Origin of the sequence: Zhihengliuella sp., from assembly GCF_031178195.1 — a bacterium.
In the GTDB taxonomy this organism is placed as follows: domain Bacteria; phylum Actinomycetota; class Actinomycetes; order Actinomycetales; family Micrococcaceae; genus Zhihengliuella.
Genome location: NZ_JAPSJL010000003.1, coordinates 234,022 through 253,648, shown reverse-complemented (window position 1 = coordinate 253,648; position 19,627 = coordinate 234,022). Strand labels below are relative to the sequence as shown.

The 19,627-nt window shown below is 72.7% G+C and carries 10 protein-coding genes; all 10 read right to left on the bottom strand.

The annotated features are described in order from the left end of the window. Positions 1–36 precede the first annotated feature (36 nt). The 10 genes from RIN46_RS06150 to RIN46_RS06105 all read right to left on the bottom strand — a co-directional run bounded on the left by RIN46_RS06150 (position 37) and on the right by RIN46_RS06105 (position 19,439). Complete coding sequence (locus tag RIN46_RS06150; RefSeq protein ID WP_309080355.1) at positions 37–837, bottom strand: hypothetical protein; 801 nt, start codon at positions 835–837, stop codon at positions 37–39. After that, a complete protein-coding gene (locus RIN46_RS06145) occupies positions 834–2,519 on the bottom strand; it encodes a protein kinase (RefSeq protein WP_309080356.1) in 1,686 nt (561 codons plus the stop codon). The genes RIN46_RS06150 and RIN46_RS06145 overlap by 4 nt, the downstream gene beginning before the upstream one ends. After that, positions 2,516–4,312 (bottom strand): FHA domain-containing protein, encoded by a 1,797-nt coding sequence (locus RIN46_RS06140; RefSeq protein ID WP_309109442.1) that lies wholly within the window; start codon positions 4,310–4,312, stop codon positions 2,516–2,518. The genes RIN46_RS06145 and RIN46_RS06140 overlap by 4 nt, the downstream gene beginning before the upstream one ends. Then, on the bottom strand, positions 4,312–5,361 hold the full coding sequence (locus RIN46_RS06135) for a PP2C family protein-serine/threonine phosphatase (RefSeq protein ID WP_375141845.1): 1,050 nt from the start codon (positions 5,359–5,361) through the stop codon (positions 4,312–4,314). The genes RIN46_RS06140 and RIN46_RS06135 overlap by 1 nt, the downstream gene beginning before the upstream one ends. Beyond that, positions 5,358–6,641 (bottom strand): RDD family protein, encoded by a 1,284-nt coding sequence (locus RIN46_RS06130; protein WP_309080358.1) that lies wholly within the window; start codon positions 6,639–6,641, stop codon positions 5,358–5,360. The genes RIN46_RS06135 and RIN46_RS06130 overlap by 4 nt, the downstream gene beginning before the upstream one ends. Positions 6,642–6,644: 3 nt before the next feature. Next, positions 6,645–9,152 carry a transglutaminase domain-containing protein gene (locus tag RIN46_RS06125; protein WP_309080359.1) on the bottom strand — a complete coding sequence of 836 codons (2,508 nt, stop codon included), beginning with the start codon at positions 9,150–9,152 and terminating at the stop codon, positions 6,645–6,647. Continuing rightward, on the bottom strand, positions 9,149–10,594 hold the full coding sequence (locus RIN46_RS06120; RefSeq protein WP_309080360.1) for a DUF58 domain-containing protein: 1,446 nt from the start codon (positions 10,592–10,594) through the stop codon (positions 9,149–9,151). Before RIN46_RS06120 ends, RIN46_RS06125 begins: the two co-directional genes overlap by 4 nt. Further along, positions 10,591–11,706, bottom strand: coding sequence for a MoxR family ATPase (locus RIN46_RS06115; RefSeq protein ID WP_309080361.1), 1,116 nt, complete (start codon positions 11,704–11,706; stop codon positions 10,591–10,593). The genes RIN46_RS06120 and RIN46_RS06115 overlap by 4 nt, the downstream gene beginning before the upstream one ends. A gap of 147 nt (positions 11,707–11,853) precedes the next feature. Further along, positions 11,854–18,066, bottom strand: a complete 6,213-nt coding sequence (locus tag RIN46_RS06110; protein ID WP_309080362.1) for an Ig-like domain-containing protein — start codon at positions 18,064–18,066, stop codon at positions 11,854–11,856. 182 nt (positions 18,067–18,248) lie between these two features. After that, the gene (locus RIN46_RS06105) at positions 18,249–19,439 is read right to left on the bottom strand and encodes an adenylate/guanylate cyclase domain-containing protein (RefSeq protein ID WP_309080522.1); all 1,191 of its coding nucleotides are present in this window, start codon (positions 19,437–19,439) and stop codon (positions 18,249–18,251) included. Between the last annotated feature and the right edge of the window lie 188 nt (positions 19,440–19,627).

The window sequence follows — 19,627 nt, the reverse complement described above, 5'->3', positions numbered from 1 at the left end:
GCCGGGCCCTGGTCGCGGCAGGTGCGCCGGCGAGCGTCAGTCGGCGTCGGCGCTGGGCTCGTCCCGGACCCGGTCCAGCAGCGGCAGGTCGCGGGCGGTGACGAGATGGGTCGTCACCGCGTGCTCGACGAGCCGCGCCTTGCGGTTGCTCGCCAGCCGGCCCGCCCCGCCGCGCAGCCCGGAGATACCGGCTCGGTCCAGCTTGTCGCAGACGTTGTCCAGCTTCCGGTTGAACTTGGTGATGGACCACCCCAGCCGCGCGGCGGCCTTCGCGGAGGACGGGATCGAGCTCAGGCCCATGCCGTCACGCTTGAGCATCGGCTCGGCGAGCGCCAGGACCAGGGCACGCTGGGACTCGGTCAGCGTGACGGGGCCGATCGTCGTCGCACCGTCGGGGTCATCGGCGCTCCACTCCTGCCGGAAGGCCGGCTGCCGGTGGTGGACGGAGAACTCGTAGGTGGTGGGCCCGGCCGTGAAGACGATGTTCGTCTGGCCGAAGACCACGGGCAGGCGCGCGCCGGGGCCGAGCCAGGCCTGCAGCCCGCCGGTCTTGTCGGCGATGGTGGCGCTGAGCCGCGAGCCCACGTTGGTCAGCCACCAGATGCCGTCGTGGCTGGCGATCGTGAGGAATCGGCGGTGCAGGTAGGGGTTGTCGTCGATCTCGAGATCGCCCTCGCGGCCGATCGTGAAGACCGTCCCGGCCTCCACCGGGTACCACTCGCCGCAGAAGTCGACGTGCACCTCTGCGCCGTCGGAGGCACCCGCAGGCGACGCCGCCCCAGGGGTCGCCCGCGTCGGGGCCTCGGCCGGCTCCCCGCCCGTGGAACGGATACTCATGAGTCTCCTCCTCCGCTGTCCGGCGTGCAGTAGCGGGCCGGATCGGACGTGCGGCCGTCGTCGCGCACCATGATCACCTGGATGCAGGTAGGCCCGTCGGTGCGCCGTTCGACCGTCGCGCTGGCCGGCTGCGTGCGCTGCTCGGGGCTCTCCTCGGTGGCCGTCACGGTCGACCACAGGTAGAAGTCGCCGTCCTGGGGCTCCGGGTTCCGCCAGGTGAAGGTCACGTTCTCGCCGACGGTCGAGTGCTTGAAGCCGATCACGGCAGGCACCGACGCGCCGGGATCCACGGCGTCGACCGGCCCCTGGGACAGGCCCTCCAGCCCCTGCGGCTCCTCCTGCGTCCCGCCGAGGAGGTTCATCACGACGGCGGCCGCGACGATCATTGCGACGACGACCGCGGCGACGAGCAGGACCGGGAAGCGCTGCCGCGGCCCGTCAGCCCCGGTCCCGCCCGGCGCGGACGGCGGGTCGTAGCGGGTGCCGTGCTGATCAGGACCGTGCTGTCCGGGACCGTTCGGCGCAGGACCGTCCTGCTGCCCATGGGCCGCGAGCCGCTGGTCTGCGCGGCGACCGTGCTCCGCATCCCGGCCGTCCGGACCGGCCCCCTGCGCGGTTCCCTGCGCAGCCCCGTGCCCGGCGCCGCGCTCTGCCGCGGGGCCGCCCGGCCGCCTCCCGCCGTCGGACTGGTCCCGCACCGCCGGGGTGGTGCCGGGCGTCGCCTGCCCGGGGTCGATCGACCGGACGCTGCGCACCCGGGTGGCCGGGGCGTCGTCGTCCTCCTCGCCGTTCCAGCCGCCGTGGTCGGCGCTGTCGTCGAGCACCTCGATCGGGGTGACGGCCAGGCCGAGCTCCGCCTGGATGCGCTGCAGGGACCGTGCGAAGTCAGCGGCCGCGCCGAAGCGGGAGGTCGGCGACTTCGCCATCGCCACGGCGAGCGCCTGGTTCAACGACTCCGGCACGTCGTTGCGGGTCAGCGGCTCCAGCCGCGAGTTGGTGATCCGGTGGATGAGCTTGTTCTGCGTGTTGTCCGCCCCCGGGCGGACGAACGGCGAATGCCCGGCCAGCAGCGTGTAAACCGTCGCCCCGAGCGCGTACACGTCCAGCAGCACTCCGTCCGCGTTCGGCCCGGCGAAGGCCTCCGGAGCGGACCACGGGATGGACATGCCGACCTCGTCCGAGGCGGCCCCGATGTTCCCGGAGATGCCGAAGTCCGTCAGCGCCGGCCGATTGTAGGCCGTGGTGAGGATGTTGGCGGGCTTAATGTCCCGGTGGACGATCCCCGCGCGGTGCGCCGTCTCCACGGCGGACGCGATGTGGATGCCGAGTGAGAGCGTCTCGTCCACGCGCAGCGGGCCCTGCCGGTAGCGCACGTCGAGGCTCGCGCGCGGGCAATACTCCATCACCAGGTATGAGCGACCGTCGGCGGTGACGTCGGCCTGGTAGATGGTGACGATATTCGGGTGCGACGAGAGCTGCGCCATGAGGTTCGCCTCGGACTCGAAGTTCCGCCGCGACTCCTCCGTGGTGACGTCGCCGAACAGGACCTTGATGGCCACCGTGCGGCGTGGACGCTCCTGCTCGAAGAGGTAGACGTCCGAGAAGCCGCCCGAGCCCAGCTGGCGCACGTAGCTGAAGCCGGGGATCTGCGGCGGGGGCGACGGCGGGCGCTTGCCGGTCATGGCAGCTCCTCGAACCTGAGGCTCACCCCGTCGCCCAGGTCGGCGATGTCCCCGCTGAGCAGCAGGACGCTCTCGTGGCGCCCGAGCCGGCGCGGCGGGTGGCCCGCGCGCACCAGGACGGTGCCGTTGGTGGCGGCCAGGTCGACGAGCTCGACGTGCCAGCCCTCCACCCGGACCTGCACGTGGGAGCGGGAGATGTCCCCACCGGGACTGTTCACCTGCATCAGCCGTGGCTGCGGTTCCGCCGTGCCGCGGTAGGAGGGCTGGCGTCCGACGACGACGGAACGGGTGAGCTCGTGCACCGACTCGCGGGCGCCGTCGTTCACGGTCACCCGGCCCAGGGCGGGCCGGAGGACCTGGTGGGCGTCGCCGGTCAGCTGCGCGCCGCAGATGTAGCAGGACGACGACGTCGGCGGGTTGGCATGGCCTTCCGGGCACGCGCGGCCGAGGACGAACTGGCCGGCGTTGGCACCGGTGACCGTGCCGTGGCTGGTGAGCGTGAGGCCGTCGTCCGCGGCGGGCGACGAGCCCGAGGACGAGGACGGCGACGCGGTCCCGCCCTCGTCGACGAGCGAGCTGCGCATGATGGTCTCGCCGTCGTGATCGGGCTCCTCGGCTGGAGCGGGGCCCGGGGTCGGCTCCGGGGGCCGGGTCGACGTCGACTGGGCCGACGTCGGCTGGGCCGAGGCGTTCCTCGCCGCGGACTCCGGGGCCGGAGCGGTCGGCTGCGGTCCGGTGCGCCAGGGCACCGAATCGATCAGGCCGCTCTCGGAGCTCTTCGACGCCGGCCGAGCGGGCTGGCCCCGCGTCGGGGCGGGACCCGGCGCGGCCTGCTGCGCACCCGCCCACGGCGGCGTCGAGGGCGGACCCGAGGGCGTCGACGGCGGTGGAATCGAGGGTGCGCTGGCGCCGCCGGCTGCGGTTGTTCCCGCCCCTCCGGCCGAGCCGGGCGAGAGGATCGTGTCGTCGTGGTCGGCGTCCGCCGCCGCGGCCTCGGCGACCGCTGCCGAGGCCGCGGCGCCGGATCCCGGCGCAGGGTCGGACCGCGGTGCAGGTTCGGTCTGGGGCGCAGGGTCGGTCTGGGGCGCCGAGTCGGTCTGGGGCGCCGAGTCGGCGGCGGCCGCATCGTCCTCGGCGTCGGCAGGCTGCGGCTCAGGGGTCGGCTCCGACACCGGAGCCGCTGTCGGTTCCGGAGCCGCCGTCGGTTCCGGCGCCGCCGTTTCCGCAGGGGTCGGCTCCGCCTCGCTGACGGTCGGCTCGGCCTCGGTCACCGTCGGCCCCGCCTCGGCCGAGGCAGCGCTGCCCGCGGGGACCTCCGATCCCGCGTCCGCGGTCCGCAGGCCGCCGACGCGCACGATGCCCTCGGAGATCGGCCACCAGTCGGCAGCCGCCGCGTCCGACGCGGCATCGACCTCGCCCGGCGTCCGCGCCAGGGTCCATCCGTCGGCCGGGCGGAAGCGCCGTTCCTGCCAGGTCGCCACGTCCTCACCGCTGGCATCCTCCGTCGCCTCGCCCGCCGCGCTGCGCGACACCGCGTGCAGCCGGAAGCCGCCGCGGACCACCACGTGCGGCGCCCGCTCGCGGGAGACGACGGCGAACGGCGGCATCCGGTCGATCTGCAGGTCCGCGGCGCCCATGAGCGTCGACAGCAGCGAACCGACCGTTGCGTCCGGCCGCCCCGCGACGGCCCAGAGCAGCTGAACCTGGGCGCGGTCGACGTCGGCGGGCAGCAGCACCACGTGGCTCGTCCGGATCAGGGCGTACAGGTCGCCGGGTGTGTACTCGAGTTCCATCAGGCAGTCCCCCGGTCGTCGGATCCGCGGTGCGGACTCTGGCGCGCGCCGCGTTCGGTCGGGCCGCGCCCGGGCCGGCCAGCGCCGAAGAGACCCACCCCGGGCTCCGTCGTCGTGCTGTCCGCCTCCGGATGCCGGCGCGGCCGCGTATCGGCCAACGGGTCGTCGGGGTGTCCGGCCACCGCGTCGACGACGACGACGGAGACGTTGTCCCGCCCCCCGTTGCGCAGCGCGGCCTGGACGAGCTCGTCCACCGCGTCCTGCGCGGACGGGAAGCGTTCGAGGATGCTCTGGATGTCGGCGTCGCGGACCTCTCCGCTGAGTCCGTCCGAGCAGATGAGGAGCCGGTCGCCGATCTCCACCGGCATCATCCAGAACTCGGGGCGCGGGTCGTCCCCGGCGCCGAGGGCGCGCGTGATGACGTTCCGGCGCGGGTGCACGATCGCCTGCTCCAGGCTGATCTCGCCGCTGTCCACGAGCATCTGGACCTCGGAGTGGTCCACGCTGACCTGCGCGAGCCGGGCGTGCGAGTAGCGGTACGTGCGGGAGTCGCCCACGTTGAAGACCAGCCAGTGCGGTGCGCCCTCGTGCTCGACCACGGCCGCCCCGGCCAGCGTGGTGCCGGCACGCTCGCAGGCGGCCTCCCGGATGGCGCGGTCCGCCTGTCCCATCAGCTGGTGGATGTCCTCGGGCTCGAGCCGGCCGTCGGCCGCCCGATAGCCGGCGGCGAGGGTCTCCACGCAGACGCGGCTGGCCACCTCGCCCGCCTCGTGACCGCCCATGCCGTCGGCGACGGCGAACAGGGTCTCGGCAGCCAGGACGGAGTCCTCGTTGAGCTCGCGTCGCAGGCCCCGGTCGGTGGCGAACCCGTGGACGAACCGGATCGGCGTCGCAGCGGAGCCCCCGCCCGGGTCGTCTGCCCGGGGTTCGCCGGCGACGGCGGCCGTGTCGAGGGGCTCGGTCGCCGGAGCGCCGTCGGCGCCAGCCGCCTCTGGCTCGCCGGCACCCCTCGCGTCTGCGCCGTCGGCGGCGGATGCTGCGGGAGTCACGCGCGCTCGACCTTGAAGTAGCGGTCGCCGAGCCAGACGGTGTCGCCGACGGCGGCCTTCACCGGCTGGCCGGCCTCGAGGACGCGACGCTCCCCGCCGGCATCGGACACCGCGGAGCCGTTGGTGGAGCCGCGGTCGGTCACCCACACGCCGTTGGCGGCGGCCTGCACCAGCAGGTGCGTCTTGGAGACGGAGCGGCCGATGTCGGCCAGGCTGAACAGGTCGGCGACCTCCTCGCCCGCCGCGGCGGACGGGTTGCGGCCGATGAGGAGGGACGCCTCGATGACGGCGGTCTGGCCATCGTCGAACACCAGCCGCGTGGCCGAGGGCTCCGGACGCCGGAACTGCGTCTGCTGCACGGCGTCGTCGGGGTGCTCGGCGGTCGCCGGGCCCGTGGCGACCGCCCCGGTCGACGACGACGGCGCCGGAGCCGCCGGTTCGGACGTCGCGTTCGAGCCGGTCGTCGGGCTCCAGGCGACGGGTGCCGCGGGCTCGGCCACCGGGGCAGGTGCGGCCGGAGCACCGGCCACGGGAGCCTCGGCGGGGACGCCCGCGGCAGGGCGCGCGTCGAGGGAGGCGTCGGCTCCGCCCCGGGATCGCGCGTCGGCGTAGGCGGGTGCGTCGGCGTAGGCGGGCGCCTCGGCCGCGGGAGCGCTCTCGGTGCGCGCGGCGGCGGGGCGCCCCGGGACCTCGCTGATGAGTTCGGAGAAGTCGCGGACGGACTCGTCCGGCAGGGGCGCGTTCGCGACGGGCATCCCCAGCGGAGCGAAGGCCTCGGGACCGAAGAGACCCCCGGTGGTCAGCGGGTCGCGACCGGCGCGGACGTCCATCACCAGGGTGCGGGCCACCTTGTCGTGCCAGCCCTGCCGCTGGTGGTTCGGATCCCAGAGGTTGGACACGACGATCAGGATCGGCCCGATCAGGGGCACGATCCCGGCGAGCCCGATGATCAGCCGCCGCACGAACGTCTTGCCCCACCCGGGGGCGAAGCCGTCCTCGTCCGTGGTCCGCAGCCCCAGGAGGAGATTTCCGACGGTCTTGCCCCGGGTGGCCTCCCACCACCACTGGAAGAGCCCGTAGGCCAGGCAGAGGAGGCTGGCGAGCGCGAGCTGGCCGGACACCTGCCCGAGCGTCTCGGGTGCCGCCACCGCATGCCGCAGCTGCGGCGCGAGGGCAGCACCGAAGGCGCCGCCGACGACGGCGACGGGCGCCGCGTCCAGCAGCCACGCCCCCAAACGCTGGGCTGCTGAAGCGTTGACCAGGTGCATCGCTTTCGACACTCACTACTCCTTCGGTGCGTCTGCGTTTACTTTACGGACCCCGGTGCGGTTTCCACCACGCGGGGGCCGGTTGGGGCCGGGGACGGGCACCGCGTCGGCGGCGCGCCGCCACCACTCGCCGAGCCGTTCGGCGACCGGGCCGCCCGCCGCGGACCGGGCGGCCGCGCGGCGCTCGGCCAGCCGGGTGGCGGCGTCGTGCAGGAGGGAGCGCGGCGAGTACTTCGCCCGCTGGCGCTGCCAGAACCCCAGCGGCTCCGTCATGGAGCGCAGCTGCCCGTCGACGTCGTCCCAGTAGCGGGCGATCTCCTCCTCCGTCGGCTCCTCGGCGCCGAACGTGGCCCGGTCGGCGCGCGCGGCCAGGGCGGCGACGGACAGGCCGGCCGCGGGGAAGCCGGCCGTCAGCGCGGTGGCGGACTCCCGCCGGGTCGCCCCGACGGCGGGGACCACGCCGAGGTCGGCCGCCTGGCTGAGGACCTCGTGCCAGCCGCCGCCGAGACGCTCGGAGCGGGTCCCGGTCGTGAACCGGCGCCGACGCCGCCGGAGCTTGAGCGCCGCGATCAACAGCAGCGGCGCCATGAGCAGCAGCAGCGTGCCGAGCGAGATCCCCACCACCAGGATCACGGTGCCCCAGCGCTCCCAGAACGTCAGCGGCTCGTTCTCCAGGTCCTGCGGCTCGGGGGCCGTCTCCGGCGGGAGGTCCGCCTCGTCCTGGGCGGGGGGCGGCGGCTGCAGCACCTGGGGCTGCGGCACGGACTTCGGCTCCTGCTCGGGCGGGGTCGGCTGCTGGTCCTCGTCCGGGGTGGGGTCGAACGCCACCCAGCCATGCTCCTCGAACGCGATCTCGACCCACGCGTGCACGTCGGACCCCGTGATCGCCACGGGCTCCCCGGGGGCGTACTCCTCCGGGTAGAAGCCCATGACCACACGGGCGGGCATCCCCTGCTCGCGTGCCATGAGGGCCATCGCGACGGCGTACTGCTCGTCGTCGCCGATCATGTCCTCGGCGTCGAGGAGCTGGCTCAGCCGCCCGGCGCCGTGGCCGGAGAGGGAGGGGACCTGCCCCTCGGTCCCGTTGGAGAAGTAGCCGCCCGTCTTCAGGGCGGCCTCGAGGTTCCGGGCCCGGCCGAAGTCGTCCGCCGCCGTCCCCACGAAGTCCGGGGCCTTGGCCGTCACCGCGGGTGGGACATTCAGCAGGTCCGGCATCCGTTCCTCGCTGAAGCGCGCCTCGGCCAGCTCCTCGTCGGAGGGACGGGCGGGGAAGAGCACCTGGGCGGTGTAGACATCGCCCTCGCGCAACCCGGTGGTGCTCAGCGCCGTCTCCAGCTCGTCGTTGTAGAACAGCGAGCGCGAGAGCCGCTCGGATCCGTCGCCGGAGACCTCCAGCCCGGCGAGCTTGCCGCCGCCCGGCAGCCACACGCCGTCGTACGCCTCGATCCGGATCTCGAGCGTGCCGCCCTCACGGCCCGCGGCCGTCGTGCCGGAGCGGATGTCCGTGGTGTCGCCGACGGGCGCGAAGTTACCGCCCGAGGACGGGTCCACGTTGAGCACCATGCCGTTGTAGGAGCCCAGCGCGGCCAGGCGCACGCGCCGGCCCTCGGGCAGCCCCTCCACCGTGAACAGCGGCTCCTCCGCCATGTCCTTCACGTAGCGGCGGAAGCTCGTCAGGGGGCTCGGGTAGTCGTAGAGGTCCACGGGAGGATCGACGGCGTCGCGCAGCACCTGGCGGGGGTTCTCCCCCGCCAACCAGGGAGCGGCGACCGCGGTCAGCCCGCCGGCGACGGCGAGGACCGCCGCGCCGCCCACCACCCGACGGACGACGGCGCTGCCCGCCACGGTGCCCCAGCGGCCCGTGGTCGTGCTGCCCGTCTCGCCGTGCGCGTCGCCGCCGGCCAGACGGCCGGCGCTGACGCGGTTCAGGCGTCGGCGCCAGGCGAGCCAGCCGACGACGATCGCCGTGAACGCCAGGCCGCGCAGCAGCGGCAGCGGGACGCCCTGCGTGCCGAAGACGATGCCGACCACGTACATCGCCAGCAGCGGGATCAGGGTCCAGAAGGGCGAGATCCGACGCCACGCCAGCAGGCCGGCGGAAAAGGAGGACAGCAGCGCGGAGAGGAACGCGACGATCAGGACGCCCCCGAGTGCGCCGACCGGCGGCGCGACCGTGAGCATGTCCTTCCAGGACAGCGCGACGCCCGTGACGAGGGTCCGCAGGGAGTCCAGCGTCGGCAGCGCGCCGGCGAACGCCTCCCGTGGCGTGGCCAGCGGCGTGCCGAGGACCAGGTAGCTCAGCAGCAGCAGGGCGGCGGTGGTCCAGAAGCCGAGCCGGTAGTGGCGGTTGGCCCAGGCCAGGCCGAGGCCGGCGGCCAGGCCTCCGAACGCGGCGAGCAGGAACTGGGCGCTCCCGCCGTAGGCGTCGAACAGGCCGAGGAGCCCCAGGGCCAGGGCGGCGCCGATGCAGGCCGCGTCGATGGCGTAGCGCCTGCCGGACATCGATTCGGGGTATCCGCTCATGCCATCGCCTTCCGCAGCACGAGTCCGAGCTCGTCGAGGGAGCCGATGGTCAGGACGGTGAGCTCCCCGATCGTGTTGCGGGCCGGCTCCAGGCCCAGGCCGCAGCGCAGGGCGATGGCGCGCACGCCGGCCGGCACGTGCATGCTGGCCTGGCGCAGCTGCCGCGCGGTGGCGGCGGCGCCGGTGACCACGAACATGATGGACGCGTTCGGCACCGCGTCGGCGGTGGCACGCGAGACCTCGACGATCCCACGCCGCCCGGTGGCCCGAGACTCGATGCGGGTCAGCCCGTCGAGGAGCTGGCGGGCGGTCTCGGTGCGCACCGGGCCCTCCTGGGTCATGACGGAGAGCTTGCGCTCGTCGGCCTTGGTCTGCAGCCCGATCGACGCGGCGACGGCGACCGCGAGCTCGAAGTCCTCGGCGGCGGCGTCCGCGTCGCGTCCGTACTCGTCGAGGTGCAGGGACAGGGCGATCGCCACGTGCGAGCGGCGGGTCTCCTCGAACTGGCGGACCATGAGCTTGCCGGCCCGTGCCGTCGAGCGCCAGTGGACGTGGCGCAGGTCGTCCCCGGGGGCGTACTCGCGCAGCGCGTGGAAGGAGACGTCCGACGGCGAGAGGTCCTTGGTCGGCATGCCCTCCAGGTCGCGGATGAAGCCGGCGCTGGCGCCGTCGAGCTTGACCGTCCGCGGGTGGACGAACAGCTCGCGCTCCTCGGTCCAGCGGACCTGGCGGCGCAGGAGCCCGAAGGGGTCCTCCCGCACCGACCGCACCGGTCCGAGAGGCAGGACCGCGCGGCGCCGCGTCGGAATCGTGAACAGCTCCTCGTGCTCCGCCCCCGGGGCGAGCCGCGGGATGGCGAACTCGGCGACGGAGCGGCCCACGGGCATCTCCATCGAGACGGGGCTGGAGCCGGTCCGGCCGGCGTTGGCCACCGTCATGGCACCGACGGCGCGGTCGCCGACGGCCACGCGGGTGCGGGCGACGTCGAGCACCACGCGGAACTCGGCGCGGCCGAGGATGAAGGCCACGGCCAGCAGCAGGAGGAGCACGGCCATGACGCCGCCGAGGACGGCCTCGAACCAGCCGAAGACCACGCCGAGAGCCCACAGGAGGACGGCGGTGGCGGCCACGACGGCGCCGAGCGGCGAGACGAGATCCCGCAGCGGCTCGACGACGCGCCGAACGCGGGGCGCATAGCGCTCGACGTACGGGTGCGCGTAGTCGCGGACGACGTCGTTGCCCTCCTTGAGGGCGGACACCGAGCGGGTGTGGGCCTGGCGGAGCGCGCCGCGGGCGGCGCGGGCCCGCTCGCGGGCCGCCGCCTGCCTTCCCCGGCGGGCCCCGCCGTCGCTCCCGCCGCCCGTGCCGCCCGGTCCGGTGTCAGGCGCCCCCGGGCGACGCGGTCGGAACGTCGGCCAGCGCCCCTTCAGGGGTGCGGTCATGCCTCGCCCGCGCCCCGGCCCGCGTCGGCGGCGGCACCGGTCCCGGCGGCGGCCCCTGCACCGGCGGTCTGCGCGCGCGCCTCCGCCCTGCTGGCCGGCGCGGCCCCGGAGAGCCGATCGGTGGTCGCCTCCGACGTCGTGCCGGGCACCCCACGACGGGTCGGGGCGGGCACCTTCTGCACCACGGCGGAGATGACGCCCTCGGCGGTCGCCCCGGTGAACTCGGCCTCCGGGTCGAGCACCAGTCGGTGCGTCCAGACGTAGGGCGCCAGGGCCTTCACGTCGTCGGGGATGAGGTAGTGGCGGCCGTCCGCCGCGGCCCACACCTTGGCCGCGCGGACCATGGCGATGGCGCCGCGGACGGAGACGCCCAGGCGAGTCTCGGCCGCCTCGCGAGTGGCCTCGCAGAGCTGCGCGATGTAGTCCAGGACGGAGTCCTCGGCGTGGACGGTGGTCGCCAGGTCGGCCATGTCGGCGACGGCCTCGGTGGTGATGACGGGGTGCACGGCGGCGGAGCGGTCGCGGGCCGCGCTGCCGGAGAGCACCTCGACCGTCGCCGCGCGGCCCGGGTAGCCGAGGGACGTCTTCATGAGGAAGCGGTCCAGTTGGGCCTCGGGCAGCCGGTAGGTGCCGGCCTGCTCGATCGGGTTCTGGGTGGCGATCACCATGAAGGGACGGTACTGGCCGTGGGTCACGCCGTCGACGGTCACGCGGCCCTCCTCCATGACCTCGAGGAGCGCGGACTGGGTCTTCGGCGAGGCACGGTTGATCTCGTCGGCCAGGACGAGGTTGGCGAAGATGGGCCCGCGGTGGAACTCGAACTTCTGCGTCGCCTGGTCGTAGATGGTGATGCCGGTGACATCGGACGGCAGCAGGTCCGGAGTGAACTGGATGCGCGAGTTGGTGCCCTTGACCGTCGCGGCCAGCGTGCGGGCGAGCATGGTCTTGCCCGTGCCCGGTGCGTCCTCGAGGAGGATGTGCCCCTCGGCCAGCATGGAGGTCAGGACCAGCCGCACCACCTCGTCCTTGCCGAGGACGGCGGTGCCGACGTTGGCCACGAGCTTGTCGAACGTCTCGGCGAACCAGGTGGCCTGCTCAGCGGTCATGGTCATGCGGGGGTCTCCTCGGAGTCGAAAATCATCACGGCGCGCGGAGCGCCGGACGCACAATGCGGTGTGGTCGTGGCTGGTCTGGCGGTCGGGGTGCGGAAGCCTGTCGCGCCCGGCGGCCCAACCCCGACCCGTCGGCAGTTCACGGCGCTACCATCGCGCATCGTTGGATCTCGTTCCGTCGACGATGACGTAGACCGGCATGGCGTAGCCCTCCTGGTTCACGCACTGGACGTTCTTGAAACCCCGGCCGTCGCCTCCGGCGGACATCGTGTGCGGATAGGTGTTGAACTTCCCGTTCTGGTTGTAGCAGTCGACCCGGTACGTGCCCGGGTTGAAGTTCTCGATGCTGACGTGGAACGTGTAGCACCTCGTGCCGCAGCCATCGTAGGAGTTGTTCAGGTCTCCCTTCGCGAGCGAGACCTTCCGCTGCGGCTTCGGGTTCGTCTTCTCCGTGGCCTCCCAGCTCCTCCGCTGGCCCTCCGCGTCGGTCGCGACGATCCTGATCGTGCGCGACGTGCTGTACCCGAGGTTGTTCACCCGCTGGACGCCGTCGTTCGCCGTGGCGTTGCCACCGATCGTGACTTGGAGATCGACTTTTCGACCGTTGTACGTTCCAGCCCCTGTGTTCCAGCGGAACTCCACCCAGTGGTCACCGTGCGACTTGCTGATGTTGGCGTTGTCCCGCAGCGGCCCGTAGGCACTGGTGTTGTTGCTCGGCGGGCTGGGCTGACCGGCACCGGCCGCGTTCAGGGCACGCACCCGCCACGTGTGCGGATCGCCGTTGCTGCCGACGTCGATGACCGCGCCGGGTCCGGCGAAGGACTTCCAGGCACCCCCGTCGGTGGAGTACTGGTAACCCGTGATCGTGGATCCGTTGGCTGCCGGCGCGCTGAAATTGAGCTCGATCCGCCGGTTCTGGCCGGTGGGCTTGGCGGTGACGCTCTGAACGGCTTTGGGCCGACCGTACGGGGTCACGGCAACGGACTGGGCGCTCTGGCCCGAGTCCCCGACCTTGTTGTGGGCCGAGATCGTGAACGAGTACGACTTATTGGTGCTCAGCCCGGTGACCGTCTGGCTCAGCTGGTTGGCGGGGATCTTCTCGATAGTGCGGACCACCGATCCGCCGCTGTAGACGCGCAGCGTATATCCCTGGATCGCGGCGCCATTGGCCCCGGGCGCCTTCCACGCCACGTTGACCACGCCGCCGTCGACGGCCGATTCTGCGCGAGAGGCCGTCGGCGCACCCGGCTTGAACGGCTTGCCGGCCGGGACGGTCGAGGCGGAGTAGGGGCTCCACTCGGACGGCCGCTCGGCGTCGTTCACCGCGCGGACGCGGACCTGATAAGCGGTACCGTTCTTCAGCCCCTTGAAGACGTACGACGTCCCGGTGACGCCGGTGACCTGCGCGACACCGCTGGCCGGGGCCGGCGAGATCTCCAGCGTGTAGCTGCGGATGGGTGACCCGCGGCTGATCGGCGCGGTCCAGTTGACGCCGATCTGCTGGTCCCCGCTCGTCGCGACCGGGGCAACCGGCCGCTCGGGCTCGACGTCCGGGCGCGCGTCGGCCGAGGCCGCCGACGGGCGGGACTCCCCGACGGCGTTCGTGGCCGTGACGGTGAAGTTGTAGGTCTGGTTGTTGGTCAAGGGCCGGATGGTGCACGTCGTGGTGGCGCACTGCTGCGTGTGGCCTCCGCCAGCGACGGTGTAGTGGGTGATCTCCGATCCGTTGTTGGCCGGCGCGTCCCAGGTGAGGACCGCCTGCTGATCGCCGACCGACTCGATGCGCGGCACGCCCGGGGCGGCCGGCGCGCCCTTGACGTTCAGGGTGACCGTGCCGGAGACATTGCGCTGCGGATCCTCGGTGATATCGCCGATCGTGTACTCGACGCGCATGGTGCCGACGAACCCGTCGTTCGGCGTGATGGCGACCCTGTCGCCCCGCACATCCGCCGTCCCGGACTGGTGCGCCGCCCCTTGGAAGTCGGTGGTAGCGATCGCCGAGCCACCGGTCACCCGTGCGCTGATGAGACGCAGCGGGCCCTCCCCCTCATAGGGGTTGTGGTCGTTCGCGAGGACATCGACGACCTCGGTCCGGCCCTGATGGGCGTCGTCCACCCGGTCGGCGACAGCCACGGGCAGCTCGCGCGTGGATCCGGTCACCGTCACGGCCATCGCGGCGGTGACGGGCGCGTTGACACCGTCGGTGACGGAGACCGTGATGGTCCCGCGGGTCCCGCGCTCGGTGTTCGGCGGCGCGCTGACGCTAAGCAGGTGTCCGTCCACGATCTCGGCCTGGACGCCGGCGATGTCGACCGACTCGACGGCGAACTGCAGGTTCGGCACGTCCTCCTCGTTCTGGTCGTTCGCCGCCAGCCGCAGGTCGATCCGGGTCGGTTCCTCGCCCTGGCCGACGTTGAGGGCGTTCGCCTGCAGCGTCGGCGGGAAGTTCTCGGGGTCCGGCTCCTCGGTCTCCTCCTCCGGCTCCTCCTCGTCGGACTCGGTCTCGGGGTTCTGGCTGTCCGGATCGGCGGGCCCCTCCGCGGGCAGTACGTTCACAGGTGCCGTCAGCACCGAGGTCAGGCCCTCGGGGTCGTCGGGGCCGGAGCCGTCCGTGACCTCGAAGGTCACCGAGCCGGGGCCCGCGAAGTCCGCCGGCGGAGTGAACTCCAGCTCGGTGGCCGACTGGACCAGTGTGCCGTCGCTGGCCGGCGCGGAGCTCACCTTGTCGTCTGTGGTCAGGCGCGGCGAGCGGCCGTCGCGCACCAGCACCAGGTCCTCCAGGTTCAGCGGGAGGGTCTCCCCCGCCTTGACCTCCAGGTTCAGGTCGGTGCGCAGGATCGGTCGCGCCGCCCCCACACCCGGGACGTACACGAAGGCCGTCGAGGAGAGGCCGTCCGGGTCCGTGACCGTGTAGGCGATGACCTGTGCCTCCTCGAGCACCCGGACGCGCAGCCCCTCGTCGGTCACGCGGGCCGACTCCGGATCGTCGGGCAGCCCGACCTCGAGCTGGTCGGACCGACCATCCGGGTCCTCGTCGTTGCGGAGGATGTCGACCACGACCTCCTCCTCGCCGATGGCCTCGTCGAGTCCCACGCTGTCGTCGCGCGCGATCGGCGCGAGCAGCTTGGCCTCCGGGTCCGACTGCACGGTGAGCGTCGCCGAGGCGGTGCCGCCGCGGCCGTCCGTGACGGAGTACCGCACCGAGGTCGTCCCGTCATCCGGACGGGACGTGAGCGCGACGCGCCCTTCGATCACCTCTGCGTCCGTGCTGGTGGCGGACTCGACCTCCCCCATGAGGGCGATCGCGTCGCCGTCGGGGTCGGTGTCGTTGTTCATGACATCGACGGCGACGGGACGGTCCGGCCGGACCGTGATGAAGTCGTTGATCGCGACGGGCGCGTTATTGGACTCGGCGAGCGGGGCGACTCCGACCTTGATGGTGCCGGTCGACCGGGCACCGAGCCGGTCCTCGACCACGTAGGTGAACTCGTCGGTGCCGGTCGCGTTCTCGTGCGCCGTGTAGTCGATCGAGTTGCCGCGGATCTTCGCCGTGCCCAGGCTCGGTGACTCGCCGAACTGCACGAGCGAGACCGAATCGCCGTCCGGGTCGATCCCGTCGATCGGGATCTGCACATTGGTGCTGCTGCCGGCGAACACGCGGCCCTGCACGGGTGCGGCGTTGGGCGGCTCATTGTTCGCGAGCGAGGTGGCGTCGGCCGCGGGCTGGACGTTGAACGTGACCTGCGCACTGGCCTCCTGGCCGTCGGGCCCGGCGACGGTGTAGACCGCGGAGACCTGCTGGGACCTGCCGCCGAAGTCGCCGGCGCGGAAGCGGATCGAGTCGTCGGCGACGGAGATGAGGGAACCCTCGCCGAGGTCGTCGGTCTCGCTCAGCTCGGGCAGGAGCGTCAGCTCGGCCCCGTTCGGGTGCACGTCGTTCTCGAGCACGTTGACGGTCACCACATCACCGGCCCGGACGACGGCGGTGTCGCCGTTGGCCTGCGGCGGGTCCATGCTCGGGGGTGCCGGGATGGGCGTCACGGTGATCTCGCCGGTGGCCTCCTGCGAGCCGTTGGACACCGTGTAATGGATGGTCGCGGGCGCGGTCGTCCCGCGCACGTCCGTGATGCGGACGAAGGCGTTGCGCTCGATGCTCGTGGAGAACGGCGCCTCGCCGTCCGCCTCGACTCCGGTCACGACGAGCACGCCGCCTGCCGGGTCCGTGTCATTGCCGAGCACGTTGACCAGGACGTCCTGACCCGCGGGCAGCAGCGCCACGTCGCGGACCGCGACGGGAGGCTCGGGGTTCTCCGCCGGCTCCCGGATGTCGATGCGGACGAGCCCGGGCGCGCTGGCCGGACCGTTCGTGGCGACGTACTTGGCGTAGTAGGTCCCGGCTCGCTCGCCGGCGACGGTCACGGCCCCGGTCTCCGAGTTCGTGGAGATCTCCAGACCCTGCACCTCGTCCACGGCCGCCAGGCGGAGCCCCTCGCCGGTCGGGTCGCGGTCGTTGTCCAGCGGGGTGAAGGTCGCCTGCTCGCCGACCTCGGCGACCACGTGGTCCGTCGCGGTGATCGGCGGGACCGTCGACTCGGCGAGGACCTCGATCAGGACGCGGCCCTGGGTGCTCTCCTCACCGTCGGAGACCTGGAGGGCGACCTCCTTCTGGCCCACGCGCTTGCCGTCGTCCTGGAAGCTCATGGTCCCGTCCGGGCGGACGCGGATGATGTCGTCGCCCTCGCTGGTGCCGCCGAGCAGCTGGAGGTGGTCCCCCTCCGGATCGGACCAGTCCGTCAGGACGTTCTGGGTCACGGACTCGCCCTGGCCCACGCGGAGCGTGGTGACGCGCTCCTGCTTCGGCGGCTCGTTGGTCTCCTGATCCACCACGGTGAGCGTCACCTGCGCGACGTCGGTGCCGCCGCGCCCGTCGTCGGCCCGGTACGTGAACGACGCCGTTCCGCTCGCGTCCTCGGGGACCACGATCTGGTACCCGGTGCCGTCGTGGATGGGCTGCAGGTCGCCGATGGCAGGCGGCTCCCCCTCGAGGGAGGCGGTCAGCAGGTCGCCGTCGGGATCGACGTCGTTGTAGAGCACGGGCAGGACCGTGGTGCGGCCGGGCCGGACGCTGAACCGGTCCGGCTCGGCGAGCGGCTCCTGGTTCTCCTCGGTCCGGTTGGGCAGCTCGATCGCGTCGGTGACTTCCTTGGTCTCCTCCTCGGTCGACTCGCCCTCACCGGCGGGCGGCTCCAGATCGCTCCAGTTGCTGACGATCTCCATGCCCTCGTTGGGCAGCCAGACCTGGCCGTTCGCGATGTCGTTGAGGACCACCACGTCGCGGTTCACGCGGAAGACGAGCTCCGCGCCGTCGACCATGTCGGGGATCAGCGCCGACTGGTCCTGGGCGTCGTCGTCGCAGTCGCGCAGGTACTCGCCGCTCGTCTGCCAGGCGGCGTAGGTGCAGGTGCCCACGCGGACGGGCTCGATCGGCGTGCCCGCGGTCTCGAGCTGCTTGTAGTCGATGTCGCGCCCGTCGAGGCCGACCATGGCGAGCGTGTTGCCGGTCGCGACGGCGACGGCGTCGTCCTCCGGGCCCGGGGCCTGGATCCGGGCGTTGGCGGCGTTCTCGACGACCGCGTCGCCGCCGGCGGAGGTGTAGACGCTGCCGGTGGGTGCGTCGAAGACGACGGCGACGTCGCCGACCGTGGTCAGCTGCGGTTCCGTGAGCTCGGCGAGCTCCGGGATGGTGCGTGCCTCGCCGGGCTGGGCGACCCCCTCGTCATCGAAGGCGAAGCTGGCCAGCTCGCCCGTCTCGTAGTCGGCGGTCCAGACGACGTCCTGGACGCTGACGACGGCGCCGACGTCGCCCTCGGACTCGAGCAGCGGGTCGGCGTCCTGGGAGGCGAACTCCGAGAGCCGGTCGGCCGTCGCGGCGCGGACGACGCCGCGCTCGTCGTCGGTCACGGCGACCACGCCGCCGCCGAAGGAGAACGAGGAGTTGGCGGGGAGGTTGTTGTCGCCGGCGAACTGGACCATCGCCGGGTCGATCGTGGTGACGGAGGCCTGCTCGAGGTTGCGGACCAGCACCCGGTCGCCGTCCTGGGCGAGGTCGAAGTTGGACAGCGGCGTGACGAGACCACCGTCCAGGACCTTGGACTGGTAGTTGACGTGCCCGATCTTGCCGATCGACTTGTTGACCACCCAGACGCCGCCGTCGTTGAGGTCCACGTCCGCCGTCTCGAACCCCGGGTAGAGGACGGCCCCGGTGACGGTGAGCGCCACGGCGGCCCCGACAGCCGTCGCCTTGAAACCGGTGCTCTTCGCCGTGGTGGCCAGAGACGCGCCGGGTTTCTTCGGGGACATGTCGGGATACTTCCTCAGGTGTCGAGACGAGTGCGGTGACCGCTGGCGGCGCGCCCCCACGCGCAGCAGCAGAGTGGAGACGACGTCTCCGGGCACTCATTCTAACGACGGAATAAAAACCCGCGCCATGGGGAGAAGTCACCATACGGCGGGGCAGCAGCCACGGCACGCCGTGTCGGCGGTCAGTCGACGACCAGGGAGCCGCCCTCGCCGAGTTTCATGTCATAGGGCTCGATATCGCCGAAACCACGGACTGACGTGGACTCCAGCTGCGTCAGCACGAAGCGTGGGTCGTCCTTGAGGCTGGAGGCCGTCAGCGCGTCCGTGAGGATCTGCCCCGGTTCCGCCAGCGACGTCAACCGGGCCGCGAGATTCACGGTGGGCCCGTAGATATCTCCCAGCCGGGAGAGGACCCGCCCCCACACCACGGAGACGCGGGCGTCGGGCAGCGCCTCGTCGGCGTTGAGCTCCTGCGCCAGGGTGAGCCCGATCTGCGCGCCGGCCTGCGGGGTCTCGGCCACGAACAGCACCTCGTCGCCGATCGTCTTCACCAGGCGGCCGCCGCCGACCGAGATGATCTCCGCCGACTTGTTTTCGAACCGCTGGACCAGCTGGGCCAGGGTCCGCTCGTTCATGCGGCGCGACAGCGACGTGTAGGAGACCAGGTCCGCGAAGCCGACGGCACGCGCGAGCGGCAGCGGCGCATCGTCGTCGTCCGCCACGGAGGGGGCCTCCGGCGTACGGGCTCCGAGCCGCTGGATGGCGGCGTTCAGGTTGCGCCGCCACGAGTAGACGAGGAGCTTCTCGATGGGCTCGATGAGGTCGGGCAGCAGCTCCACCATGGTGCGGCGCGCCTCGAAGTCACTCATCCCCTGGTTCTGGACCATGTCCTCGACCAGGGCCTCGATCTGCCAGACCGCCATGCGGTCGGTCATCTGCCCGACCGAACGGGTGATCGAGATGGCGGTCTCCTCCGTGAGCCGCTCGCTGCGGACGGAATCGACGATCGTCGCGAGCGCCTCGAGGTCGCGCCGGGTGAACGCGACGTCGTCGTCCCCGTGGTTCGGGAAGCCGAGGGCGCGCCAGAGCTTGCGGGCGCTGTGCAGCGAGATCCCGGCCTTCACGGCGACGTCGCGACGCTTCATGGTGCGCTCGCCGCCGAGCAGCCGGGCCTCGAGGCTGCGCGTGCTGGCCTTCACCTGCTGCCGGCGGATGGCCTCGATCAGCGGGAGATCCCGCGTGATGGGACCGGGGTCCGAGGGCAGGGACTCCTTCAGCTCCGCGAACGGGTCGGCCGCGGCCAAGTCGACATCACGGCGCGAACGCTCCGAGTAGCGGGACGTCGCCGGGAACGCGAGATCGAAGTCCGCCATGTCCGGCGTGGCGGCCGTGGCGTCCTTGGCGGCGATGGGGCGGACATCCAGCTCGGAGGTGCCGGTCGGTGCCGGCCCCTCCTCTCCGGATCCTTCCGGCTCGGCGAGAACTGGCGTCCCCGCCGTCCCCGGCGGCTGATCCGCGGCCATCGACCGGTCCGCGGATCCTGTCGGATCCGGCGCGCCCC

What these genes read in the sequence shown, in the direction of transcription:
- RIN46_RS06150 (WP_309080355.1), bottom strand. Translation starts at nt 837, where the DNA reads ATGAGTATCCGTTCCACGGGCGGGGAGCCGGCCGAGGCCCCGACGCGG.
- RIN46_RS06145 (WP_309080356.1), bottom strand. Translation starts at nt 2,519, where the DNA reads ATGACCGGCAAGCGCCCGCCGTCGCCCCCGCCGCAGATCCCCGGCTTC.
- RIN46_RS06140 (WP_309109442.1), bottom strand. Translation starts at nt 4,312, where the DNA reads ATGGAACTCGAGTACACACCCGGCGACCTGTACGCCCTGATCCGGACG.
- RIN46_RS06125 (WP_309080359.1), bottom strand. Translation starts at nt 9,152, where the DNA reads ATGAGCGGATACCCCGAATCGATGTCCGGCAGGCGCTACGCCATCGAC.
- RIN46_RS06120 (WP_309080360.1), bottom strand. Translation starts at nt 10,594, where the DNA reads ATGACCGCACCCCTGAAGGGGCGCTGGCCGACGTTCCGACCGCGTCGC.
- RIN46_RS06115 (WP_309080361.1), bottom strand. Translation starts at nt 11,706, where the DNA reads ATGACCATGACCGCTGAGCAGGCCACCTGGTTCGCCGAGACGTTCGAC.
- RIN46_RS06110 (WP_309080362.1), bottom strand. Translation starts at nt 18,066, where the DNA reads ATGTCCCCGAAGAAACCCGGCGCGTCTCTGGCCACCACGGCGAAGAGC.
- RIN46_RS06105 (WP_309080522.1), bottom strand. Translation starts at nt 19,439, where the DNA reads ATGGCGGACTTCGATCTCGCGTTCCCGGCGACGTCCCGCTACTCGGAG.